This is a genomic window from Shewanella livingstonensis (assembly GCF_003855395.1).
GTDB classification, from domain to species: Bacteria; Pseudomonadota; Gammaproteobacteria; order Enterobacterales; family Shewanellaceae; genus Shewanella; species Shewanella livingstonensis.
Genome location: NZ_CP034015.1, coordinates 4,291,156 through 4,311,005, shown reverse-complemented (window position 1 = coordinate 4,311,005; position 19,850 = coordinate 4,291,156). Strand labels below are relative to the sequence as shown.

Here is a 19,850-nt window from a genome sequence, read left to right as displayed (position 1 = left end):
ACATGAATCGCTTAGCTTTTCAGTGAGGCGATCAGCTAAATGTATGCTCTTCAGCAGGGAATGTGCCATTAGCTACTTCATCAATATAGGCTTTGATTGCCGAGCGGATTTCACCGGTTTGTTTAAGGTAGTTTTTTGAAAAACGTGGAATATAACCACTGGAAATACCTAACACATCATGCATAACTAGGATTTGGCCATCAGTATCAGCGCCAGCGCCAATACCAATAACTGGAATGGTTAATGCTTCAGTAATGGCTTTAGCCAGTGAAGCCGGAATACATTCAACCACTAATAATTGTGCGCCAGCAGCCTGCAATGCTTTAGCTTCATCTAGAATGCGTTGTGCGTTATCAGCATCGCGACCCTGTATTTTAAAGCCGCCAAATACGTTTACTGATTGTGGGGTTAATCCTAGGTGAGCACAAACTGGAATGCCGCGTTCGGTTAACATTTTTACGCTTTCAAGTAGCCAATGTCCGCCTTCTAATTTAACCATGCTGGCACCTGCCTGCATTAATATTGCCGCGTTAGCCATAGTTTGCTCTGGGGTGCTATAACTCATAAACGGCATGTCTGCGATGAGTAAAGCGCGCGCAACACCACGTTTAACACAAGCGGTATGGTAGGCAATATCAGCAATAGTTACTGGCAAGGTATCGTTATGGCCTTGAAGCACCATACCGAGTGAATCGCCCACTAAAAGTACATCCACACCTTCGCTGTCAAATGCGCCGGCAAAACTAGCGTCATAAGCTGTTAATGCGGTGAACTTTTTACCTTCTTGTTTGAACTTGATTAGGGTCGAACTGGTGACTTTTGACATAGTAGGCTCTTAAAACAATATTGAAATACTAAAAGTTGAGCTTAATGTTCTGTCCGTTAAGATCAACTTAAATCGATAAGCTTTTGCAATTCATCACGCATTGTCACACTAATAAGGCTTTCAAGGCTTGTATTACACGGCAATATTAGCGTGGGTGCGATATCTGCTAATGGTACTAACACAAAACTGCGCAGCTTCATGCCATAATGAGGCACACAGAGCCGAGGTTGGTTTATATGTTGTTGCCCATACAGTAACAAATCTAAATCTAAGGTACGAGGTCCCCAGTGTTCAAGCCGAAGACGCCCTTGTTGTTGCTCTATATGCTGTAAAGCATCAAGTAATTCAATCGGCTGTAGCGTGGTTTGAAACCCCGCGACAGCATTAACATAATCGGGTTGGATAACATCGCCCATAGGTTTAGAGCGATAATAATCTGATACTGTAAAAGTATGGTTTAGCGCCAATGTTTTTAGCGCTGTCATTGCAAAGTCAAGTTGTTGTTTTGGCTCGGCTAAATTAGCGCCTAACGCGACATAAACTTGTACAGCCATAATAATTATTCTTCCGCAGGCTTAGCTGCTGGTTTACGGCGACGTTTACGCTGTGGAGCATTTCTGTTGCGAGTATTGCTGCCTTTAATACTTTTTGCTATATCGCTACGGTCAGTTTCATCAGCTTCTACAAACGCCTTCCACCATTCCGCTATCTTGGCGATATTCCCTGCTTCAACTTCACCGCGCAGTAGCAGTAAATCATAAGCGGCTCTGAATTTAGGATGCTCTAACAGTTTAAAGGCTCGTGTGCCTTGACCGCGCTCCAAGCGAAGTTGCAGTTGCCAAATGTCGCGTGCTGGAGTGCTAAATCGTCGTGGCAAGCTAATTGTGAGACATTGTTTTTCAAGCACATCACCCATTGCAGCAACATATGCATCGTAATGGGTTAAGCCACTTTCAATGGCAATATCATCAGCCCGTTGTTTAACCGGGTACCACAAGATTGCAGCAAAGAAAAATGCTGGGGTAACGGTTTTATCTTCACTAACACGAATATCGGTATTACGCATAACGACTTGCAGCATTTTAGCTGTTTGCCCTTTAGGCAACTCTTCGATTAAGGCGCTAACTTGTGGGAACAAGGGAGCAAATAAACCAAAACGTTGCATCATGTTGTAATTGGCTTCTGCCTTACCAGCAAAAAACAGTTTTAATACTTCTTCATACATGCGCGCAGCAGGGATATCACTTAATAATGGTGCAAGTGCCTTGATTGGGTCGGCAGTAACGGGGTCGATTTGCATATCCAGTTTAGTGGCAAAACGAACGGCACGAAGCATACGCACAGGGTCTTCACGGTAACGGGTATCTGGGTCGCCAATAAGTTTGATCGTTCGAGCATTAAGATCAGCTAATCCACCACCATAACTGCGAATAGAATAGTCGCTAATATCGTAGTAGAGCGCGTTAATGGTGAAGTCACGACGTTCGGCATCTTCATCGATCTCACCGTAGACGTTATCGCGTAATAAACGACCTTCAGCATTGGATTTCGATACTTTATCGTTGCTTTCATTATGGTGACCACGAAAAGTGGCAACTTCAATGACATCACGACCAAAAACGATATGTGCCAATCTAAAACGACGGCCGACTAAACGACAGTTACGGAATAGTTTTTTAATGTCATCTGGTGTGGCATTGGTTGCTACGTCAAAATCTTTCGGTTCAAGACCTAATAGAATGTCGCGTACACCACCGCCAACTAAATAAGCTTTATAGCCCGATTTATTAAGACGATAGAGTACTTTTAGTGCATTTTCACTAATTTGGCGACGTGAAATGGAGTGACCATCTCTGGAGATAATATCCAGACGTAAGCCATCTTCTTGAATGGGTTCTTCAAGGACTGGAGCTACTTTGTTGTTTTCAAATAGCTGTTTACAGAATTGGCTAATACGGCGAAAAATAATACACCTCGGGATGCTAAAATAATTTGATTAAAAATCTGGCGGGTATAATACATTAAATGTGACCTAATGAGTATACGTGCAGCTGTGCTAAAACGTGCTTAATGCAATAACTTATACCAGAAGAGGACGATAGCTAGTTATTTATTGTCGATAATATAATTTCTTTCTCGGCCGGAATGGCATTTAAGCTAAATTGCTTTACTGCCTGTTTAAGCATGACTTCAACTGAATCTACATCAACGAGTGGTTGGCCTAAAAAGGCGAGTGCTGCATTAATACTGGCTTGCGGATGGGTGATGTCGATGGCTGGAGCATGATTTTGCTTCGATAATTTAAAGCCTTTTTGAGTACAAACCAAAGGTAAATGGAGCCAGTTAGGTGGGGTGAGGTTTAATTGGGTAAACATGCTTATTTGTCGGCAACTGGCTTCAAGTAAATCGCATCCCCTGACCACTTCAGTAATACCTTGGCACGTATCGTCGAGTACAACGGCAAGTTGGTATGCATATAAATCATCGCTACGTTTGATAATAAAGTCTTCCTCAGCGAAAGCCTTATCAACAACGACATGGCCTTGAAGTTGATCAATAAAATGATCGACTTTAGCGTGATTACGAATACGGATCGCACCGTGAGTTAACCGAGGCTGATGCTGTCCACAACGACCATCGTACACACCGCCGCTAGTTTGAATTATTTTACGTGTGCATTGGCAATAATAAGCTTCATCACTTTCGATAAGTGCATCAATTAGGTCTTGATATGCCTGATGTCGTTGATGTTGGAATAGTGGCGTGCCATGCCAATGTAAGCCGTAGGCATCGAGAGTTCTTAGGATATTATCGCTGGCACCGGGAATTTCTCGTGGGGGATCTATATCTTCTATGCGGACCAGCCATTGGCCTTGTTGATTGTGTGCCCGCAGATAACTGCCTAGTGCAGCAATAAGTGAACCAAAATGCAGTGGACCTGATGGGGAGGGGGCAAAACGTCCGATATAGGAATTAGTACTCATACTTGAGGTTATATTTTTGGCTTACTAGAAATTTTTTGATCTCGTTCCACTCAAATTGAGCGAAACAATGACGTTGTTAAATACGCTGAACACAATAAAACAAAAGGGCGAGATAATCTCGCCCTAATTAATAACGGGTTAACCCGCCATTTGTTTTTCTTTTATTTCGGCTAGTGTTTTACAGTCGATACATTGATCTGCTGTAGGACGAGCTTCTAGACGACGGATACCAATTTCGATACCACATGAGAAACAAAAACCAAAATCGTCTTCTTTGATATTATGTAACGTCTTTTCAATTTTCTTGATCAGTTTACGTTCTCTATCACGTGCGCGTAATTCTAAGCTGAATTCTTCTTCTTGTGCTGCACGGTCGACAGGATCAGGAAAGTTTGCAGCTTCGTCTTGCATGTGAGTTAACGTACGGTCGACTTCTTCACGCAATTGGTTACGCCATGCTTCGAGAATCAATGTAAAGTGACCACGTTGCTTGGTATTCATATACTCTTCACCAGCCGATTCCTGGTAAGGATCTACTCCAGCGATAGCGAGTACGCCAAGTTTTTTCGTGCCTTGAGGCATAACGCATCTCCTGTAATCATTTGCGTTTTAAGGGCGTCTTAAATTTATGGCCGCTATCTATACCAGAAACTCTATAGCGTGGCAAATTTTTTACATGGTATTTAAGTTTTATTTTTATCTACACTATCACTTTACAGGGGATACTGATGAAACTTCCCTGTGGCGAAAGTTCTGTTTTATAAGCCAGTACTTCAACACCGCTTGCTACGGCTTGTTGGAGTAAGTCAGCATATTGTGGATCTATATGTCGCGCGGGTTGAACATGGGTTATGCCGCTGTGCTGTACCACAAATAATAATACAGCACGGTGACCCAATGTTACCATGTGCATTAGTTCTCTAAGATGTTTTTGTCCTCGAGTGGTCACGGAATCTGGGAAGTAACCTATTTGCTCTTCAAGTAAGGTACAACTCTTTATTTCAATATAGCACTCAGCTCGGTTTTGGCTAGTGAGCAAAATATCGATACGACTATTTTCATTGCCGTATTTCACTTCTCGTTTTAGCGTGTCATAACCTTGCAGTTCAGCTATTACTTGCTGTTTTATCGCTTCTTCTGCAAGAGCATTGGCTCTTCCGGTATTAATCCCTATAAGGTGTTGTTGGTCTGTTTGCATCAATTCCCAAGTATGGGCATATTTACGCTTGGGATTATCCGAGGTAGAAAACCACACTTTCTCTCCTGGGAATAAGCAATTTTTCATTGAGCCAGTATTGGGGCAATGAATGGTGATCTCTTGCCCATTAGATAGCTTGATATCGGCGAGAAAACGTTTATAACGTTTAATTAGTACACCGGATTCGAATTCGGGAGTAAATTTCATCAATGAGACATTTAATGAGTTGATTTACAACAATGCTAACAAACTTTAGCTTGGTTTATCGATTATGTTTTGTCTACACTACTGCCATTAGCTCGTGATTAAGTGCGAGTATTGTTGTTATTAGGCTTATTACAAGGGAATATTATGAATATTATGACCGTTACGCTCACCACCGAAGCCCCCGCCTCTCATTGGGGTAAAGCTGATGTGACCTTTCAAGGTTCTCTGGCAACGATTCATTTATCGGGTAGCGATGAACTGCGCCAAGTACAAATGGCCGCAAGAAAGATTCGTAACCAAGGCATTAATTATGTGCAGCTAGACGGCGGCTTATGGAACTTGCATTCACAGTGGGCATTTGCGCAAGGTTTTGCTACGGCTAAAGCAGGTTATCAAGTGGATTGGTGTGGTAATGATGCAGATAAAGAAATTTTAAATCATCGAGCTGTAGCAGCCCAGTTTGCTCGTAAATTAATCAATGATACTCCTGAAGATTTATCACCTTTATCGTTAGCAAATCAAGCCGCATCTTGGTTAAAAAACATTGGTGGTGACCATGTCAGTTTCACTATTATTGAAGGCCAAGAATTATTAGAAAAAAAATGGGTCGGTATTCATGCTGTCGGTCGTGGTAGTGAGCGCCCTCCTGCTTTATTAGAGCTTGATTTTAATCCGTTGGGCGCTGATGCGCCGGTATCGGTAGCATTAGTGGGTAAAGGTATTACCTTTGACTCAGGTGGTTATAGCCTTAAGTCGACAGAAGGTATGCTCGCAATGAAATGTGATATGGGTGGTGCTGCCACTGTCACAGCCGCTTTAGGATTGGCGATGAAGTCAGGCCTGAATAAACGCGTTAAGTTATTCCTATGTTGTGCAGAAAACTTAGTCAGTGGTCGTGCGTTTAAACTAGGTGATATTTTAACCTACAAAAATGGCACTACGGTTGAAGTTGTTAATACTGATGCCGAAGGGCGCTTGGTATTAGCTGATGGTTTACAAGCCGCATCAGAAACTGGCGCAGGCTTAATTATTGATGCTGCAACATTAACCGGCGCTGCAGTGATGGCAGTAGGTTCAAATTATAATGCGATTTTTTCACCACAAACAGCCACATTACAATTAGCACAAAAAAGTGCCGCTGCTGTATCTGAAAACGTATGGCCATTACCGTTAGATCCATGGCATAAAGATATGTGTCCATCAGCTTATGCCGATACAGCAAACAGTCGCCCAGTGAAAGGCGGCGGCGCAGGTGGAGCATCAAATGCCGCTGGTTTTTTATGGCGCTTCGTGTCACCACAAGCTAATTGGTTACATGTTGACTTAGCGGCAGCGTTTGAATCATCAGCTTCAGCTTTATGGGCTGCAGGTGCCACAACTCATGGTGTATTGACCATTGCCGAGTTATTAAAAGACTAGTCAATAGCCGTCTTCATTTAGAATAAATCTGCAGCCGTTGTTATTTAACTTCCTCTAAAATTAAGGGGTGGGATACTAAGTAACAGCGGCTTTTTATCATCTGCAATTAACGGCCAACTTTTGATAATTGAATAGTTAATTTGCTGTGAGTTATTGATAGATTGGTACAGATGTAAATGTGTCGGCGTTAAGGATAAGTTTGTGGTGCATCCCAATATTGGCAAATTTGTCATGTTAACATGACGAAATAAGCTGATGTGCGGCGTGTATTGGTGCTGGCTGACAAATAAGTTGTGCTGTTTGGCAATCGATATTAATGATTGAATCATAGCTAATAGCGGTTTGCTTGCTTGGCCTTTTAAGCAGATTAACTGTGTCGATTGCCATAACGCTAGAGTATCTAATGGTTGCTGAAAAATAGGTTTATGCATCAATCCAATCGCATTGATGATACTGGTGTAACTGGTCGGATCTACCTGGCCTAAAAATCCGAGCGTCATGTGTAAATTGGTATCGCTTACGATCTTTGCTTCATTGTTTATTAATAGCTTAAGCCTATGTTGTAGAAGTAATATTTTTTCTTCTTGTGACTTGTCTAAGCTAAAACCGACAAACAATCTTCGTGAAGATGTGGTCTGCATTCGGTTATCCTTAATTAGTAATGAGTTGAAACCCTGAGCCGAATAGATTATTAATACTGCTTGATATAAACAAATATCGTTATTCGTGAATGACTAAACTACACTTAAGCCAATGTTAACGATAATATAGCGCATGTTTTTTATTCCCAAGCAAATTGAATTGCTAACCTTGACTGAGTTGATGAATGGCCGATAGCACCCAGCAACTATTGAAAAGTGTTTTTACAGATGGACCTATTGAGGGTAATAACACTTCGGTGTTATCACTACTTAATCAAGCACTACAGTTAGTCTGCGACAGGCTAGAATGCAGTGCTGCATTTGTACTAACGAGTCAGTATGATAAATTATTTGCGGTTGATACTGATATTATCGACACCTCAGAGCAACAGTGTGTCAGTCATTTTGGTGCCTCTGCAGCAACTGAACAACAGTTTAATCAACTTTTAGAAGATAATTTATCGCTATGTGAATCGTTGTTTTTCAATCATCACCCCATCACTTACGCTTATACTGGTTATGCCGACGAAAACGCAATTTTAACCCCTCTTTTAGGCACTTTTAATGCCCTTAATATTGATTGTAAGCACCTCGCGCTAAGCCCAGTATTACAGGTTGGTAATGTAAAAGTTGTGTTAGGCACTCTGTGTGGTTCAGATGCTAATCCTATTATTAGTCAGCATGAAGACCCTTGTGTATTTGTGCAAAAGTTACTCGACGATACCGCTTATCAACTAGCATCATCACTTGAGTTACGTCGCTTAGCCGTGCTGCTAGATAGTAAAGATAAACAGTATCAAGAGTTGTTTCAGTTATTGCCGATACCCTGTGCGCTGATTGATTTACACAATAATGTTGTACTGCAAAATGACGCGAGTAAAGATACCCTGCCAATTAGTATTGGGCAGAGTTTGTTTAACTTGTTGCGCGAAGAAGATCATCCTCTATTGCTCGATACCTTGCACATTGTTCGTGAGGGTATTTTACGCCAAGCCTGGTGTGAAGTGCCGCTGCGAAATGGTGTGCAAATTCATTGGTACAAGTTTAGTTTTTGCCATGCGCTTAATAAACAGCAACAGTTATTATTAATGATTGAAGACGTCACTGAGCGCTATCGACTGGCTGATGAATTATCGTTCCATTCAAATTATGATGTGCTAACCGGGCTTCCCAATCGGCTACAGTTTGAAAATATGCTCGAAGAGTTATTAAACGATGAAGAGCAAGCTCCGGCTTGTATTGCTTTTCTTGATCTCGATCAATTTCAAGTAGTCAACGATCTTAGTGGTCATCAAGCTGGGGATTTATTATTGCAACAAGTAGCCACGCGATTAAAACAATTATTGCGAAAAGGTGATGTAGTTGCACGTTTAGGCGGTGATGAGTTTGGCTTATTGATGCATTACTCAGATATTTCATCAGCACAGCAAGTAGCGCAACGAATCTGTCAGCAATTGTTTGGTCATGAATTTATTTGGAAGGGTGTTAAGCATAATATTAGTGCCAGTATTGGTATTGCTAAAGTGGATTATATAGACCCTGATATTTATGGTGTGATGAGTAAGGCTGATGCGGCCTGTCGATTAGCCAAAGAAGAAGGTCGTAACCGTTGGCATTTTTATAATCCTGACGATCCACAAATGCACATTATGTATAACCAAATGCTTGCATCTGTTGATATTACAGGTGCACTAGCATTAAATCAGTTTGAATTATTTTATCAATTAATTGAGCCGCTGGATAAACCCGACACTGGAATACACATGGAGATCTTACTGCGCATGGTGCAAAGTGATGGCCAATATGTATCACCAGGAGTCTTTTTACCTGCAGCAGAACGTTATAATTTAGCGCCTAGAGTAGATCGTTGGGTGATAGATAACTTGCTAAAGTGGGGCGGAAATAATTTAGCCACATGGCATCAACTTTCCATGGTGTCGGTGAATTTGTCGGCGATGTCGCTGGCAGACCAAAAGTTTATGAATTGGCTTGAAATGCGCTTAATGGTTGAACCTGAATTGGTGAGTAAATTATGTTTTGAAATTACTGAAACCGCAGCAGTAAGCCAGTTAGATCAAGCTACCGGATTAATTGATCTATTACGACCATTTGGTTGTAAGATCGCTTTAGATGATTTTGGTTCCGGCTTTTCAAGCTTTGCTTATTTGAAATGCCTCGATGTCGATTACGTTAAAATCGATGGTCAATTTGTGGTGAATTTATGTGACAATCGCAGTGACAAAGCCATCGTGTCTGCAATTTGTCAGCTGGGTAAAGACATGGGCTTTGAAGTGATTGCTGAGTTTGTCGAAAACACTGATATTGGCCTATATCTGAAAAATATTGGCGTTGATTACGCTCAAGGTTATGCGATTAATAAACCGACGCGTTTAGCCGAGTTACAACACGGTTTGCGAACGCCTTGGTTAATATAAATGTGGTTGCTTGCCGTTATGTGTTCAGTACAGCTAATTAATTAGCAGATGAAATAGGCAATTAATGGCACCTTGAAACAATTATAGGTAAAATGAGCGCCAGAAAATAGCCGTAAAAGTTAATTCCGTTGACCTCAAAACAAGCATTGCCGCAAGCAGAATCACCGATTACCACCAAATTACCCATTCACGCGGTACTCAACTCTTTGCGCGCGCAGTTTGCTACCCATTGTCAAATTATTCTTGAAGCACCTACCGGGGCGGGGAAATCAACCGCATTGCCATTAGCGATGCTAGCTTGGCCTGAAATTAGTGGCAAAATTCTGATGTTAGAACCGCGTCGAGTTGCCGCCCGAAATGTAGCGCAATTTATTGCTCAACAATTGGGACAAACGGTTGGTCAACAGGTAGGTTATCGTGTGCGCGGTGAGTCAAAAGTCAGTGCTCATACTCGATTAGAAATTGTCACCGAAGGCATTTTGACCCGAATGATCCAACAAGACCCTGAACTTAGCGGAATAGATGTGGTTATTTTCGATGAAATACATGAGCGTCATCTGCCGACAGATTTAGGCCTAGCCTTAGCATTAGAAGTGCAGCAATCATTGCGTGAAGATTTACATATTATTGCCATGTCTGCGACCCTGTCTGGTCTACCGCTAAACACATTAATGCCCGCCGCTGCACAGATCCACAGTGATGGGCGCAGTTTTGCAGTTGAGATTGCTTATCAGCCTTGCCCAAGTCAGCAATTATGGCTTACGCACATGTCACGGGTGATCATTGACACCATCAGCTCAACTGAATTGGCAACCTACCAGCATGGTAGTGTATTAGCTTTTTTACCAGGTAAAGGTGAAATTCGTAAGCTTGCGGGATTATTGCGCGAGCGTTTGGATGCATCATGGCTTATTTGCCCTATGTATGGCGACTTGTCGTCGGCAGAGCAAGATCAAGCCATTCGCGCTGCAGAGCCTGGAAAACGTAAGATAGTGCTGGCGACCAATGTGGCCGAATCAAGCTTAACTATCGAAGGCATAACCCTAGTGGTAGACAGCGGTTATCGACGAGAAGCGAGTTTTAACCCCAAAACAGGCGTAACACGCCTAGGGCTTAAGCGCATTAGCCAAGCGTCAGCTATTCAACGTAGTGGCCGTGCAGGGCGTTTAGCGGCCGGTTATTGTGTGCGCTTGTGGAGCCAAGAAGAACACGGGCGCATGCGCAAAGTTGATGAGCCTGAAATTACTCAAGCCGAATTAACTTCGATGGCACTTGATTGCGCTACCTGGGGAGCTAAATCATTTGCGGAGTTATTATTATTAACACCACCGCCAGCCATCCATGAACAAGTCGCATGGCGATTATTACAACAACTTGAATTGATTGACCCAGAGCGTAAATTAACCGCGTTAGGCCATGATGCCTATGCACTAGGTTGTCATCCGCGTTTAGCGCATATGCTGCTTAAAGCCAAACAACTTGTTCAGGATACTCATCAGCCGCAACTGTGTTTATTGGCCTGTGTGTTAGCGGGCATTATTGAAGCCCGTGGCTTACCCAAAAAAGGCGCTGATATTCATCATTATTTGAACGAGGCTTTACAGGGGCCAATTAAGCAACAAGTTAGGCAATGGCAGCAGTCCTTGGCGATATCGGGTCAAGTTGGTGAAACAATACGTAATGCATCGACTCGTGATATTAGTTATTTGTTAGCACTTGCTTACCCTGACCGTATTGCTAAAGCTCGGGGTAATGAAGGCTTTTTATTAAGTAATGGTACAGGTGTGGTGATCCGTGCCGAAGATAGTTTGGCGCATGAGCCTTGGTTAGTGGTCGCCGACTTTCAAGAGACTCAAGGTCGTAATGCTGGTCAGGTTTACCTCGCTGTAAGGTTAGATGAACGTTTGTTTACTGCAGAATTAGCTTCGTTAGTAACCACTCACATTCAAGGTGGTTGGGATGATGCTAAAGGGCGGTTTTTTGCAGAGAAACACACCAAAATTGGTGAGATTATTATTAAAATCGACACCGGTCTGATACCTGAACGGGTACACATTACCGCCGCATTATTAGAACAGATCCGTATAAAAGGGTTAACAATCCTTAATCGCGATGATGCTTTAATCCAGTTACAATATCGGGTTGAATTAGCCCGACACTTTGCGCCAGAGCATGATTGGCCTTGCTTAAGTGATAAGTATTTGTTGGCGACATTAGAAGATTGGCTTGGACCACATTTAGATAACATTCGTTCATTAGCCGCATTGGCTAAAGTGAGTGCTTATGGATTAGTTAAGAACTTGCTCAATTGGCAACAACAGCAACTGTTAGAACAATTGGTGCCGACTCATTGGCCGATGGCAACCGGAACTAGTGCGCCGATCCGCTATCAGATGCCTCTTGACGCCGACGGACATTTTTATCATAACCATCAACAACAAGGCCGAGCTTTATTAAGTGTACGCCTCCAAGAAGCATTAGGTTTAGCGCAAAGCCCAACAATATTACACGGTAAAATGACCGTAACGATGGAGCTATTGTCGCCAGCACAGCGCCCATTAGCCGCGACGGCAGATTTAGCCAGTTTTTGGCAGGGCCCTTATACGGATGTAAAAAAAGAAATGCGCGGTCGCTATCCAAGGCATTTATGGCCAGACGATCCGGTCAATACTGTGGCAACAAAATTTACTAAAAAGAAAACACCAGGCGTGTAAATAAGCAATATTGCTTATTAATAACATGTAATAATTCAGCGTTATATGGAAAATGAAACCATTATTTATGACTAAAAAAACCAAAAAGTCTTCGGCAACCACCAAAAAAAGTGGCCCATCTTGGTGGCAAAAACTGTGGTCACTTACATGGAAACTATCCATTGTCGGTATCGCTGTAGTGAGTTTTTATGCCATCTATTTAGATCAAATTATTGCTCAAAAATTTGAAGGTCAAAAATGGCATTTACCTGCGCAAGTTTTTAGTCGTTCAATGGCTCTGTATCCAGGGGCTGCAATAAACCATCCTCAGTTAATGGCCGAACTAAAACTACTTGGTTATCGTAAAGTGGCTAATCCACGTCAAGTAGGTGAGTTTTCAGCATCCAGCACTCGTATTGAATTATGGCGTCGTCCATTTTTACATCCAGAAGGTAATCAAGCTGAGCAGCAAGTAATGATTAGCTTTGACTCTGAAGGTGTTAGCTCGGTTAAGAGGATGTCTGATAAACGTGAATTAGCGGTATTTCACTTAGAACCGGTATTACTTGATCGGATTATTGCCGGCGATGGCGAAGATCGCTTATTTGTGCGAACGCCAGAGATGCCATCGATGATCATTGACGCGCTGATTCTGGTAGAAGATCGGAGTTTTTATGACCACTTTGGGGTTAATCCTCTGGCTATTGCACGTGCTGCAGTCGTCAATATTACCGCGGGTCGGACGGTTCAAGGTGGTTCTACCTTAACCCAACAATTAGCCAAAAATTTCTTTTTAAGTAGCGAACGCTCAATTGTGCGTAAAGTGCGTGAAGCCATCATGGCATTGATTATCGATTTTCGTTATAGCAAAGATGAGATTCTAGAAGCTTACCTCAATGAAGTCTATATGGGCCAAGATAAAGCCCGTGGTGTACATGGTATGGGTCTGGCTTCACAATTTTATTTTGGCCGTCCTATAGGCGAGCTGACCGTATCGCAGCAGGCCTTTTTGGTGGCAGTAATTAAAGGACCTTCTTATTACAACCCTTGGCGTTATCCTGAACGAGCCCAAGATCGACGTGATTTAGTCTTACGCTTACTAATGGAAAGCGATAAATTAACTGTTGCCCAATATAAAGCCGCTACAGAGTCACCTATTGGCCTACGCAGTGCTGCAAAATCAGTACACCAAAAATTACCGGCATTCTTTGCCGTGGTAAAACAAGAGTTACGCGACCGTTATGGCGATTCGTTACTGAAACAATCTGGCGTTAAAGTGTATACCACACTTGATCCTATGGCCCAAGAAGCCGCCGAAAAAGCGGTGTTGTCTACCATGGCATCATTAGATAAACGAGCTAAAAACGTTCAAGTCGGTATGGTTGTTACTGACAAATATACCGGCGGTATTGCTGCCATGGTGGGTGATAAACAACCCAGTTATGAAGGTTTTAACCGTGCGGTAGAAATTAGACGTCCAATCGGTTCGTTAATTAAACCATTCGTGTATGCCAGTGCATTACGTCAAGCTGATAAGTTTACCTTAGCAACACCTATTGATGACAAACCTATCACGTTAACAAATGAGCAAGGTAAAACCTGGTCTCCTAAAAACGTAGATAAAAAATTCACTGGCCAAGTGCCTTTATTAAGCGCCTTTAAAAACTCAATGAATGTTCCTACTGTCAATGTCGGTTTGGCTGTTGGAGTAGAGAAGGTTGTTGCAACGTTGAAAAAGTCAGGTTGGAATGATGATGTCTCGCCATACCCATCAATGCTTCTTGGTGCGGTAAATGGCTCACCATTAATGGTGGCACAAGTTTATCAAACCCTTGCCGATGAAGGACGTTATCGAAAGTTATCATCAATTACCGCAGTGCTAGACAGTCAAAACCAAGCATTAGATGTGAGCCGTGTACCATCGTCGATGGCAATCGATCCAGCTACCGATTACTTAGTCCAATATGCAATGAATCAAGTGGTGCTTAGTGGCACAGCAAAACGTTTAGGCGCTGCGTTTCCTGGAGTACGTTTAGCCGGTAAAACCGGTACCAGTAATGATAGCCGCGATTCGTGGTTTGCTGGCTTTGATGAGCGTAATGTAGCGGCAATTTGGGTCGGTCAAGACGATAACAGTAAAACTGGTTTATACGGTAGCAGTGGTGCTATGGCAGTGTATCAAGCTTTTTTACACGAACGTCCGCCGCTTAGTTTACGTATGATGCCCGTCAATGGGGTCATCAATGGTTATTTTGATCGTACAACGGGTGCGGCTATGCAAGGAAATTGTAATAATATTATTGGTTTACCTGCATTAGATTCTAGCTACCATCCGGTAGCCAATTGTGGTGAATCATTGTCTTGGTGGCAGAAGTTAGTGGGTCAATAATAATGGCTTGGTTGATAGTTTCTATAATATAAATACATTTTAGAATGCAACCGGTGAATACAAAAAAGCCCAAGGTATAAATTACCTTGGGCTTTTTATTGAGCTTAATATTGGTTTAGTTTTATGATTAATTCTTATCTAGCTGGTGTCTTAGTTTGGCGATTTCATCCAACATTTGTTGTTGGTTTTGTTCCATTTTAAGCTGGTTTTGCTGCATTTGTTCCAGAGCCTGATTTAATTGGTCATTAATCTGTTCTTTATGTGCAGCTTGAGCTTCTTGTGCTTCGTTACGTTCTTGTTCATCGGGAGCAACGAAAACAGATGCCATGTAACCAGAGATAACGCCAAAAAAGCTGACCCCACTGATAATCACCAGCCCACCAATGACATGACCAATAGTACTGACGGGATAAAAGTCACCGTAACCGACCGTGGATATGGTGACTAATGCCCACCAAATAGCTTGTTCTGCGGTTTGAATGTTGGCGTTAGGTTCTGCGCTTTCGACTAATAAAATAAGCACCGATGCGGTGGCTAAAATTAATACCATAGCGACTAATAAACTGGCTAGAGTAGATTGCTTTCGTTGACGTAATAATGGGATTAATAAAGATCTGCTCATGCGGATCAGTCGGATAACTCTTAATATTTGAAATATGCGCGCGAAGCGAAGTGCTTCAATGGCTGGAATACTGGCAACAAAATCTATCCAATGATGCCTAAAGTAATAGGCTTTATTACGTGATTTGTATAAGCCATGGAAAAACTTAAACATAAAAATAACGCATATCGAACTGTCGATATACAGTAGTACTTTGTTGGTTTCAGCATCTAATTGACCAAAGGTAATTGTCAGCACAATGATCACTGATACTAGGGATAACACCATCATAGCAAGTTCGAATGGACTGGGACCATCGACGTTTTTGATCGACCAACGTTTTGATTCGAGCATGTAGTTAAGTCCGCTTACATTCGTTAGCCGTCAGGCTTGGTGAAGTGATTAAACTTATCATAACAAAAAACGCACAAGACGGATGCCTAGTGCGTTATTTTTAGTTGGTGTTATGTGATAAGACCAGTATTTATTTTGATGCTTTAGTATCAACGAAATGGACTAAGTCATCTAATACGCGCTTCTTAATTTCCAGTTGCGATTCATTCTCTAAACCGTATTTTTGCGCTAAAATAACGTAGTCTTCAGCATTTAATGACACGGTTAAGCGAGGACGCTTAGGACGTTTAGAGACTGATAATCCAAGTATAGTCCTAATTTGGTCTGAAGGGCTGACGCCTTTGTCTAAAGCCGCTTTTCGGATTGAGTATTGAAACTTCTCATCCAGATCAAAAGCCACTTGAGTTGCTTTGGCCGCTTGTTGGTTTTTAAGCCATTTCTCTGGTAACGGTTTGCCTGAACTCATTAGAAAATCGTCTCCTACTTGTATCAGCTTGCTGGCCAGTAATCTCTAATATCGGTCAATGGGCGATATATCGTCAGCATCACTTCAGTATCGCCACTTTCGTAAACTTCAACATCTACCGCGTGAGAGTCTGCAGCATTAACTAAGCTATAACCTTCAAAACCTTCACCGCGAGCATCATCGTCATTTTGAGGAGGCTTTAAGTCCCGGTAGTCTTGACGATGGAAGTAACCAAAACTTGCAAATTCAACTTGATGATATTCATCACTGAGCCATTTATCCAATTCAGTGGTTAACTCTGCTGGAAGTGCTTGTACTGCGAGTATTGCTTTGCCTGGCTCTTCAAATACCTCAGCAAAAGCATCAAGGTCAAACAATTGCTCAACTACTTCGCGATTGATTTTCATTGAAATGCTTAAATAAGATTCGTCTTCTTGCACGTAGGATAAAAAGATTGCGGTGCCGCTGTGGCCACGTAATAAGAATTCACAAAGCTGCGAGCGCTGGTATTCATAAGTATGAATAGCCTCGACCTTAAGCTGTTGCCCACGCAAATGCGTAGGCAAAGCAAAACTGTCATCAAAGGTGATCATATCACCTTTGAGCAGTTTATTAGGATGGTCAAGCTGACGCTTCGGGGCTTCTTTTTTGCCGAATAGGCCGCTAAGAAATCCCATAGTCGCTTAGCCTTTTCGTGCTTTAATGCGATCTAACACTGCATTAGCATTGGACTTTTGCTCACCAATACCTGCTTGAGCGAGTTTGTCATGTAATGACTTATCACTATTTTCTTCAGCTAACGTTTCAGATGCTTTTAAGCGATCATCAAATTGCTGTTGACGTGCCTTGATACGCTCAAGTGAATCTTTAGCATTGAGCAACTTTGAGTTGCTTGATGCAAATGAGTCGGTAATAGTTGCAGTGGCTTTTTGCACACTTTCAGTGGTTTTGACCATAGTTAATTGACGTTGATAATCATTTAACTGACGCTCGGTCTTTTTGACTAAGTCTTTTAAACGCACTGCATGTGAGCTAAAGCTGTCGTTAGCTGTCTGCTGTTCAGCTAACTCTTCATCTAGCTGAGCAATCTTTTCAGCAATTTCAATGGCTAATTCTTCATTGCCTTTATCCAGCGCTTGGGTCACATAACCTTCGTGCTCAACAACGCTACGCTTTAAGCGATCAATTTCACGGCTTGCTTGCATTTCTTTGGCCATGACGTCAGTTAATTCACGTTTAGCGCGAGTTAAATGTTTTTCTGCATCACGGATTTCTTGTTCAAAAATACGGGTAGAATTTGCGTCAACGATATTCTGGCCAACTTCAGTTGCACCACCACGAAACGCTGTAAGAATCTTGTTTAGAATGCCCATAATTGGCTCCTTAGAGTAAAAATTCGACGAGTTCGTCGATGACTTCCAGACAGTTGTCTGACAGTACTGCTAATTCTTGTTCAATTTCTTCCATGCTTGATAGCACAGACAATGCACCGTAAACCACATATTTATCATCAATTTTAGCAAACGATGATAATGGCATTGGAATGTTGAGCTCTAACATGGTCTCGAACATTTCAGCGCGGCGGGCTTGGTTTACTTCGTTTTCGCCCCACAAATAACTGATACACAATATTTGGTTGTCAGTTACTGATACAAATACCGGAATTTCTTCTCGGCCGACAATATTGACTTGTAACACTTCAACATCACCGTCAATCGGATAACAATCAAACTGAAAACCGGTTTTGCTGTTATCGCATAGTCCGCTTAGGTGACTTGCAATGGTATGGATGTTCATATTCGTCCTTAATTGACATATTATGTCTGTGAGTAAAGATAGCATCTAGACATAATATGTCAAGCGCTATCTGGTCCAATTAAAAAAGATTAATTACTTCATTTTCTGACCAAGCCGCTAAATGATAGTAATACAGCTGTAGTGAACCAATCTCGTTCACTTTGATTTTATCTATATCGGCATAGAAATTCTTTGGAAACTCAAATGAAGCGTGTATCAGTCCTGGGGTTAGCCATTCTTCAGGTACTGGTATATCGGTTAATGCAGCAAGACGTTGCTGCGGGTTTTTACCCATTTTACTGCCAATACTCCAACCCCATTCACCAAAGCTAGGCACATTATGGTGATACTGTTTTACATTAAACCCTGATGCAGTTAGTGTTTTGCCAACCGATATAAACGCTTTTGGCGCATGATAAGGAGAGGTTGATTGCACCGTTATCACGCCATCGGCGCTAAGTAATTCATTAAGCTTACGATAAAATAAGTCTGAATACAGTTTGTTTAAATCAGGATGACTTGGGTCGGGTAAGTCAACAATGATGGCATCAAACATTTGACCATTTTGAATTAGCTTATCAACCCCATTAAATGCATCGTCCACCATTAAGGTTAGGCGTGGATCGTTTAAGGCGTCGCCGTTTAATGCCAGTAATGCGTCACGTAAGCGTTGTGGCATATCTGCTGGTGGCGATTTAAATAATGCCAGTAGATCCTTATCTAAATCCATTAAGGTAACCGCTTTAGGTTGCCATTTGAGCACTTGTTTTAGCCCCAAGCCATCACCACCACCAATAATTAATACGTTATCGTGTCGTGCGCTGGCAGCCAATGTGGGATGAACCAAAAAGCTATGGTAGATATGTTCGTCGCTGCTAGAAAATTGTAACCGACCGTTGATGTATAAATTATAAACGGGAGGTAAACCACCGCCGCGCAAACGCTCAGTAAAATTGAGCTGCTGAAAACGGGTCGCTTTGGCATACACTACATGATCTTTATACAAAAGATTATTAAAATGCTGTTCCCATGTAGGGCCTTTAACGGCTAATAACCCAATCACCACACTGGCAATAATATGGCCTATAAGCAGTAATTTAACATGATTTATTTTTGACCAAAAACGCCAAATAAACACCAGTCCAGCGAGTAGGTTAACGCTCGCTGTAAGTGCGGCAGCTAATTGAATATCAATGGCCAGCATAAAACCGACCCAGATAGCAGCGCCTATTCCAGCGCCAATATAATCGGCACCATATATAGTGCCGGCATTATGCAGTAAGTGTGCTTCAGATAAAGATTGCCGAACGCGAGCAATAAGTGGAATTTCCATGCCAATCATTAACCCGAGTAATACTCCCCAAACATAAGGTAAATATGCACTGAGAGTTTGCAAACTGGCAATAAATCCACCATTGGGTAAATGATCCGGCGGTAGGCCCAGTGTATTGGCGATGGTTAACGGCAATTGTTGACCGAATCCGATGACAGCAGCGGTAATGATAATGGCAAAAGAGCCACACAGTGCTACGGTTAATTCGAGCATGGCAAAGCCAGTAAAAGCGCATTTTATTTTACGTGCGGCAAAAGCGCCCACCCCCATAGACACAATCATTAAGCCAATCATAGTGTAAATGGCGGCTTCTAATGCACCGAGAATACGACCCGCATAGTGTGATAATAAGTATTCATAAATAAGACCGCATCCCGCCAATGAGGCCATAATGCCGAGTAATAAAGCGTCATCAAACCATGATACTTGACGAGATGGAGGAGAACTTTGCTGCGAGTCCCCCAGTGTAGTGTTAGCGGGAAGATCGCCGAGCAAAGGTGTTGTCAT

Annotated in this window: 17 protein-coding genes; 4 read left to right on the top strand and 13 right to left on the bottom strand. The window is 42.2% G+C overall.

Annotated features, from left to right (window positions below):
- Positions 1 to 31: 31 nt before the first annotated feature.
- The 6 genes from panB to sfsA all read right to left on the bottom strand — a co-directional run bounded on the left by panB (position 32) and on the right by sfsA (position 5,215).
- A complete protein-coding gene (panB, locus tag EGC82_RS18715) occupies positions 32 to 826 on the bottom strand; it encodes a 3-methyl-2-oxobutanoate hydroxymethyltransferase (protein WP_124732091.1) in 795 nt (264 codons plus the stop codon).
- A 62-nt stretch (positions 827 to 888) separates the two neighbouring features.
- Positions 889 to 1,380, bottom strand: coding sequence for a 2-amino-4-hydroxy-6-hydroxymethyldihydropteridine diphosphokinase (folK, locus tag EGC82_RS18710; RefSeq protein WP_124732090.1), 492 nt, complete (start codon positions 1,378 to 1,380; stop codon positions 889 to 891).
- 5 nt (positions 1,381 to 1,385) lie between these two features.
- Positions 1,386 to 2,687: a polynucleotide adenylyltransferase PcnB gene (gene pcnB / locus EGC82_RS18705; RefSeq protein WP_164839246.1), complete on the bottom strand. Its 1,302-nt coding sequence runs from the start codon at positions 2,685 to 2,687 to the stop codon at positions 1,386 to 1,388.
- A gap of 241 nt (positions 2,688 to 2,928) precedes the next feature.
- On the bottom strand, positions 2,929 to 3,810 hold the full coding sequence (gene gluQRS / locus EGC82_RS18700) for a tRNA glutamyl-Q(34) synthetase GluQRS (protein ID WP_124732088.1): 882 nt from the start codon (positions 3,808 to 3,810) through the stop codon (positions 2,929 to 2,931).
- 138 nt (positions 3,811 to 3,948) lie between these two features.
- Positions 3,949 to 4,392 (bottom strand): RNA polymerase-binding protein DksA, encoded by a 444-nt coding sequence (dksA, locus tag EGC82_RS18695; RefSeq protein ID WP_124732087.1) that lies wholly within the window; start codon positions 4,390 to 4,392, stop codon positions 3,949 to 3,951.
- A 118-nt stretch (positions 4,393 to 4,510) separates the two neighbouring features.
- Positions 4,511 to 5,215, bottom strand: a complete 705-nt coding sequence (sfsA, locus tag EGC82_RS18690; protein ID WP_124732086.1) for a DNA/RNA nuclease SfsA — start codon at positions 5,213 to 5,215, stop codon at positions 4,511 to 4,513.
- 144 nt (positions 5,216 to 5,359) lie between these two features.
- Between sfsA and pepB the strand changes: the two genes are divergently transcribed.
- Positions 5,360 to 6,634: an aminopeptidase PepB gene (gene pepB / locus EGC82_RS18685; protein ID WP_124732085.1), complete on the top strand. Its 1,275-nt coding sequence runs from the start codon at positions 5,360 to 5,362 to the stop codon at positions 6,632 to 6,634.
- Between the two features lie 44 nt (positions 6,635 to 6,678).
- Here pepB and thpR read toward each other — a convergent pair whose 3' ends face one another.
- Entirely contained in the window at positions 6,679 to 7,275 is a 597-nt protein-coding gene (gene thpR, locus EGC82_RS18680; protein WP_124732084.1) for an RNA 2',3'-cyclic phosphodiesterase, read from the bottom strand.
- A gap of 185 nt (positions 7,276 to 7,460) precedes the next feature.
- On the opposite strand from thpR, the gene EGC82_RS18675 reads away from it, so the two are divergent.
- The 3 genes from EGC82_RS18675 to mrcB all read left to right on the top strand — a co-directional run bounded on the left by EGC82_RS18675 (position 7,461) and on the right by mrcB (position 14,792).
- Positions 7,461 to 9,710, top strand: a complete 2,250-nt coding sequence (locus tag EGC82_RS18675; RefSeq protein WP_124732083.1) for a putative bifunctional diguanylate cyclase/phosphodiesterase — start codon at positions 7,461 to 7,463, stop codon at positions 9,708 to 9,710.
- A 146-nt stretch (positions 9,711 to 9,856) separates the two neighbouring features.
- Positions 9,857 to 12,424: an ATP-dependent helicase HrpB gene (gene hrpB, locus EGC82_RS18670; protein WP_462939091.1), complete on the top strand. Its 2,568-nt coding sequence runs from the start codon at positions 9,857 to 9,859 to the stop codon at positions 12,422 to 12,424.
- 67 nt (positions 12,425 to 12,491) lie between these two features.
- Positions 12,492 to 14,792 (top strand): penicillin-binding protein 1B, encoded by a 2,301-nt coding sequence (gene mrcB, locus EGC82_RS18665; protein WP_124732082.1) that lies wholly within the window; start codon positions 12,492 to 12,494, stop codon positions 14,790 to 14,792.
- A 127-nt stretch (positions 14,793 to 14,919) separates the two neighbouring features.
- On the opposite strand, the gene EGC82_RS18660 is transcribed toward mrcB, so the two are convergent.
- The 6 genes from EGC82_RS18660 to EGC82_RS18635 form a co-directional block, all read right to left on the bottom strand.
- Entirely contained in the window at positions 14,920 to 15,747 is an 828-nt protein-coding gene (locus EGC82_RS18660; RefSeq protein ID WP_124732081.1) for an ion transporter, read from the bottom strand.
- Between the two features lie 130 nt (positions 15,748 to 15,877).
- The gene (locus EGC82_RS18655) at positions 15,878 to 16,213 is read right to left on the bottom strand and encodes a hypothetical protein (protein ID WP_124732080.1); all 336 of its coding nucleotides are present in this window, start codon (positions 16,211 to 16,213) and stop codon (positions 15,878 to 15,880) included.
- Between the two features lie 23 nt (positions 16,214 to 16,236).
- Entirely contained in the window at positions 16,237 to 16,890 is a 654-nt protein-coding gene (locus tag EGC82_RS18650; RefSeq protein ID WP_124732079.1) for a hypothetical protein, read from the bottom strand.
- Positions 16,891 to 16,896: 6 nt separating this feature from the next.
- Entirely contained in the window at positions 16,897 to 17,586 is a 690-nt protein-coding gene (locus EGC82_RS18645) for a PspA/IM30 family protein (RefSeq protein ID WP_124732078.1), read from the bottom strand.
- Between the two features lie 10 nt (positions 17,587 to 17,596).
- A complete protein-coding gene (locus tag EGC82_RS18640; protein WP_124732077.1) occupies positions 17,597 to 18,010 on the bottom strand; it encodes a YjfI family protein in 414 nt (137 codons plus the stop codon).
- A gap of 79 nt (positions 18,011 to 18,089) precedes the next feature.
- Entirely contained in the window at positions 18,090 to 19,850 is a 1,761-nt protein-coding gene (locus tag EGC82_RS18635; RefSeq protein WP_124732076.1) for a polyamine aminopropyltransferase, read from the bottom strand.

Coding starts and splice junctions, on each gene's coding strand:
- panB (WP_124732091.1), bottom strand. CDS start 826: ATGTCAAAAGTCACCAGTTCGACCCTAATCAAGTTCAAACAAGAAGGT.
- folK (WP_124732090.1), bottom strand. CDS start 1,380: ATGGCTGTACAAGTTTATGTCGCGTTAGGCGCTAATTTAGCCGAGCCA.
- gluQRS (WP_124732088.1), bottom strand. CDS start 3,810: ATGAGTACTAATTCCTATATCGGACGTTTTGCCCCCTCCCCATCAGGT.
- dksA (WP_124732087.1), bottom strand. CDS start 4,392: ATGCCTCAAGGCACGAAAAAACTTGGCGTACTCGCTATCGCTGGAGTA.
- sfsA (WP_124732086.1), bottom strand. CDS start 5,215: ATGAAATTTACTCCCGAATTCGAATCCGGTGTACTAATTAAACGTTAT.
- pepB (WP_124732085.1), top strand. CDS start 5,360: ATGAATATTATGACCGTTACGCTCACCACCGAAGCCCCCGCCTCTCAT.
- thpR (WP_124732084.1), bottom strand. CDS start 7,275: ATGCAGACCACATCTTCACGAAGATTGTTTGTCGGTTTTAGCTTAGAC.
- EGC82_RS18675 (WP_124732083.1), top strand. CDS start 7,461: ATGGCCGATAGCACCCAGCAACTATTGAAAAGTGTTTTTACAGATGGA.
- mrcB (WP_124732082.1), top strand. CDS start 12,492: ATGACTAAAAAAACCAAAAAGTCTTCGGCAACCACCAAAAAAAGTGGC.
- EGC82_RS18660 (WP_124732081.1), bottom strand. CDS start 15,747: ATGCTCGAATCAAAACGTTGGTCGATCAAAAACGTCGATGGTCCCAGT.
- EGC82_RS18655 (WP_124732080.1), bottom strand. CDS start 16,213: ATGAGTTCAGGCAAACCGTTACCAGAGAAATGGCTTAAAAACCAACAA.
- EGC82_RS18650 (WP_124732079.1), bottom strand. CDS start 16,890: ATGGGATTTCTTAGCGGCCTATTCGGCAAAAAAGAAGCCCCGAAGCGT.
- EGC82_RS18645 (WP_124732078.1), bottom strand. CDS start 17,586: ATGGGCATTCTAAACAAGATTCTTACAGCGTTTCGTGGTGGTGCAACT.
- EGC82_RS18640 (WP_124732077.1), bottom strand. CDS start 18,010: ATGAACATCCATACCATTGCAAGTCACCTAAGCGGACTATGCGATAAC.
- EGC82_RS18635 (WP_124732076.1), bottom strand. CDS start 19,850: ATGACAACACCTTTGCTCGGCGATCTTCCCGCTAACACTACACTGGGG.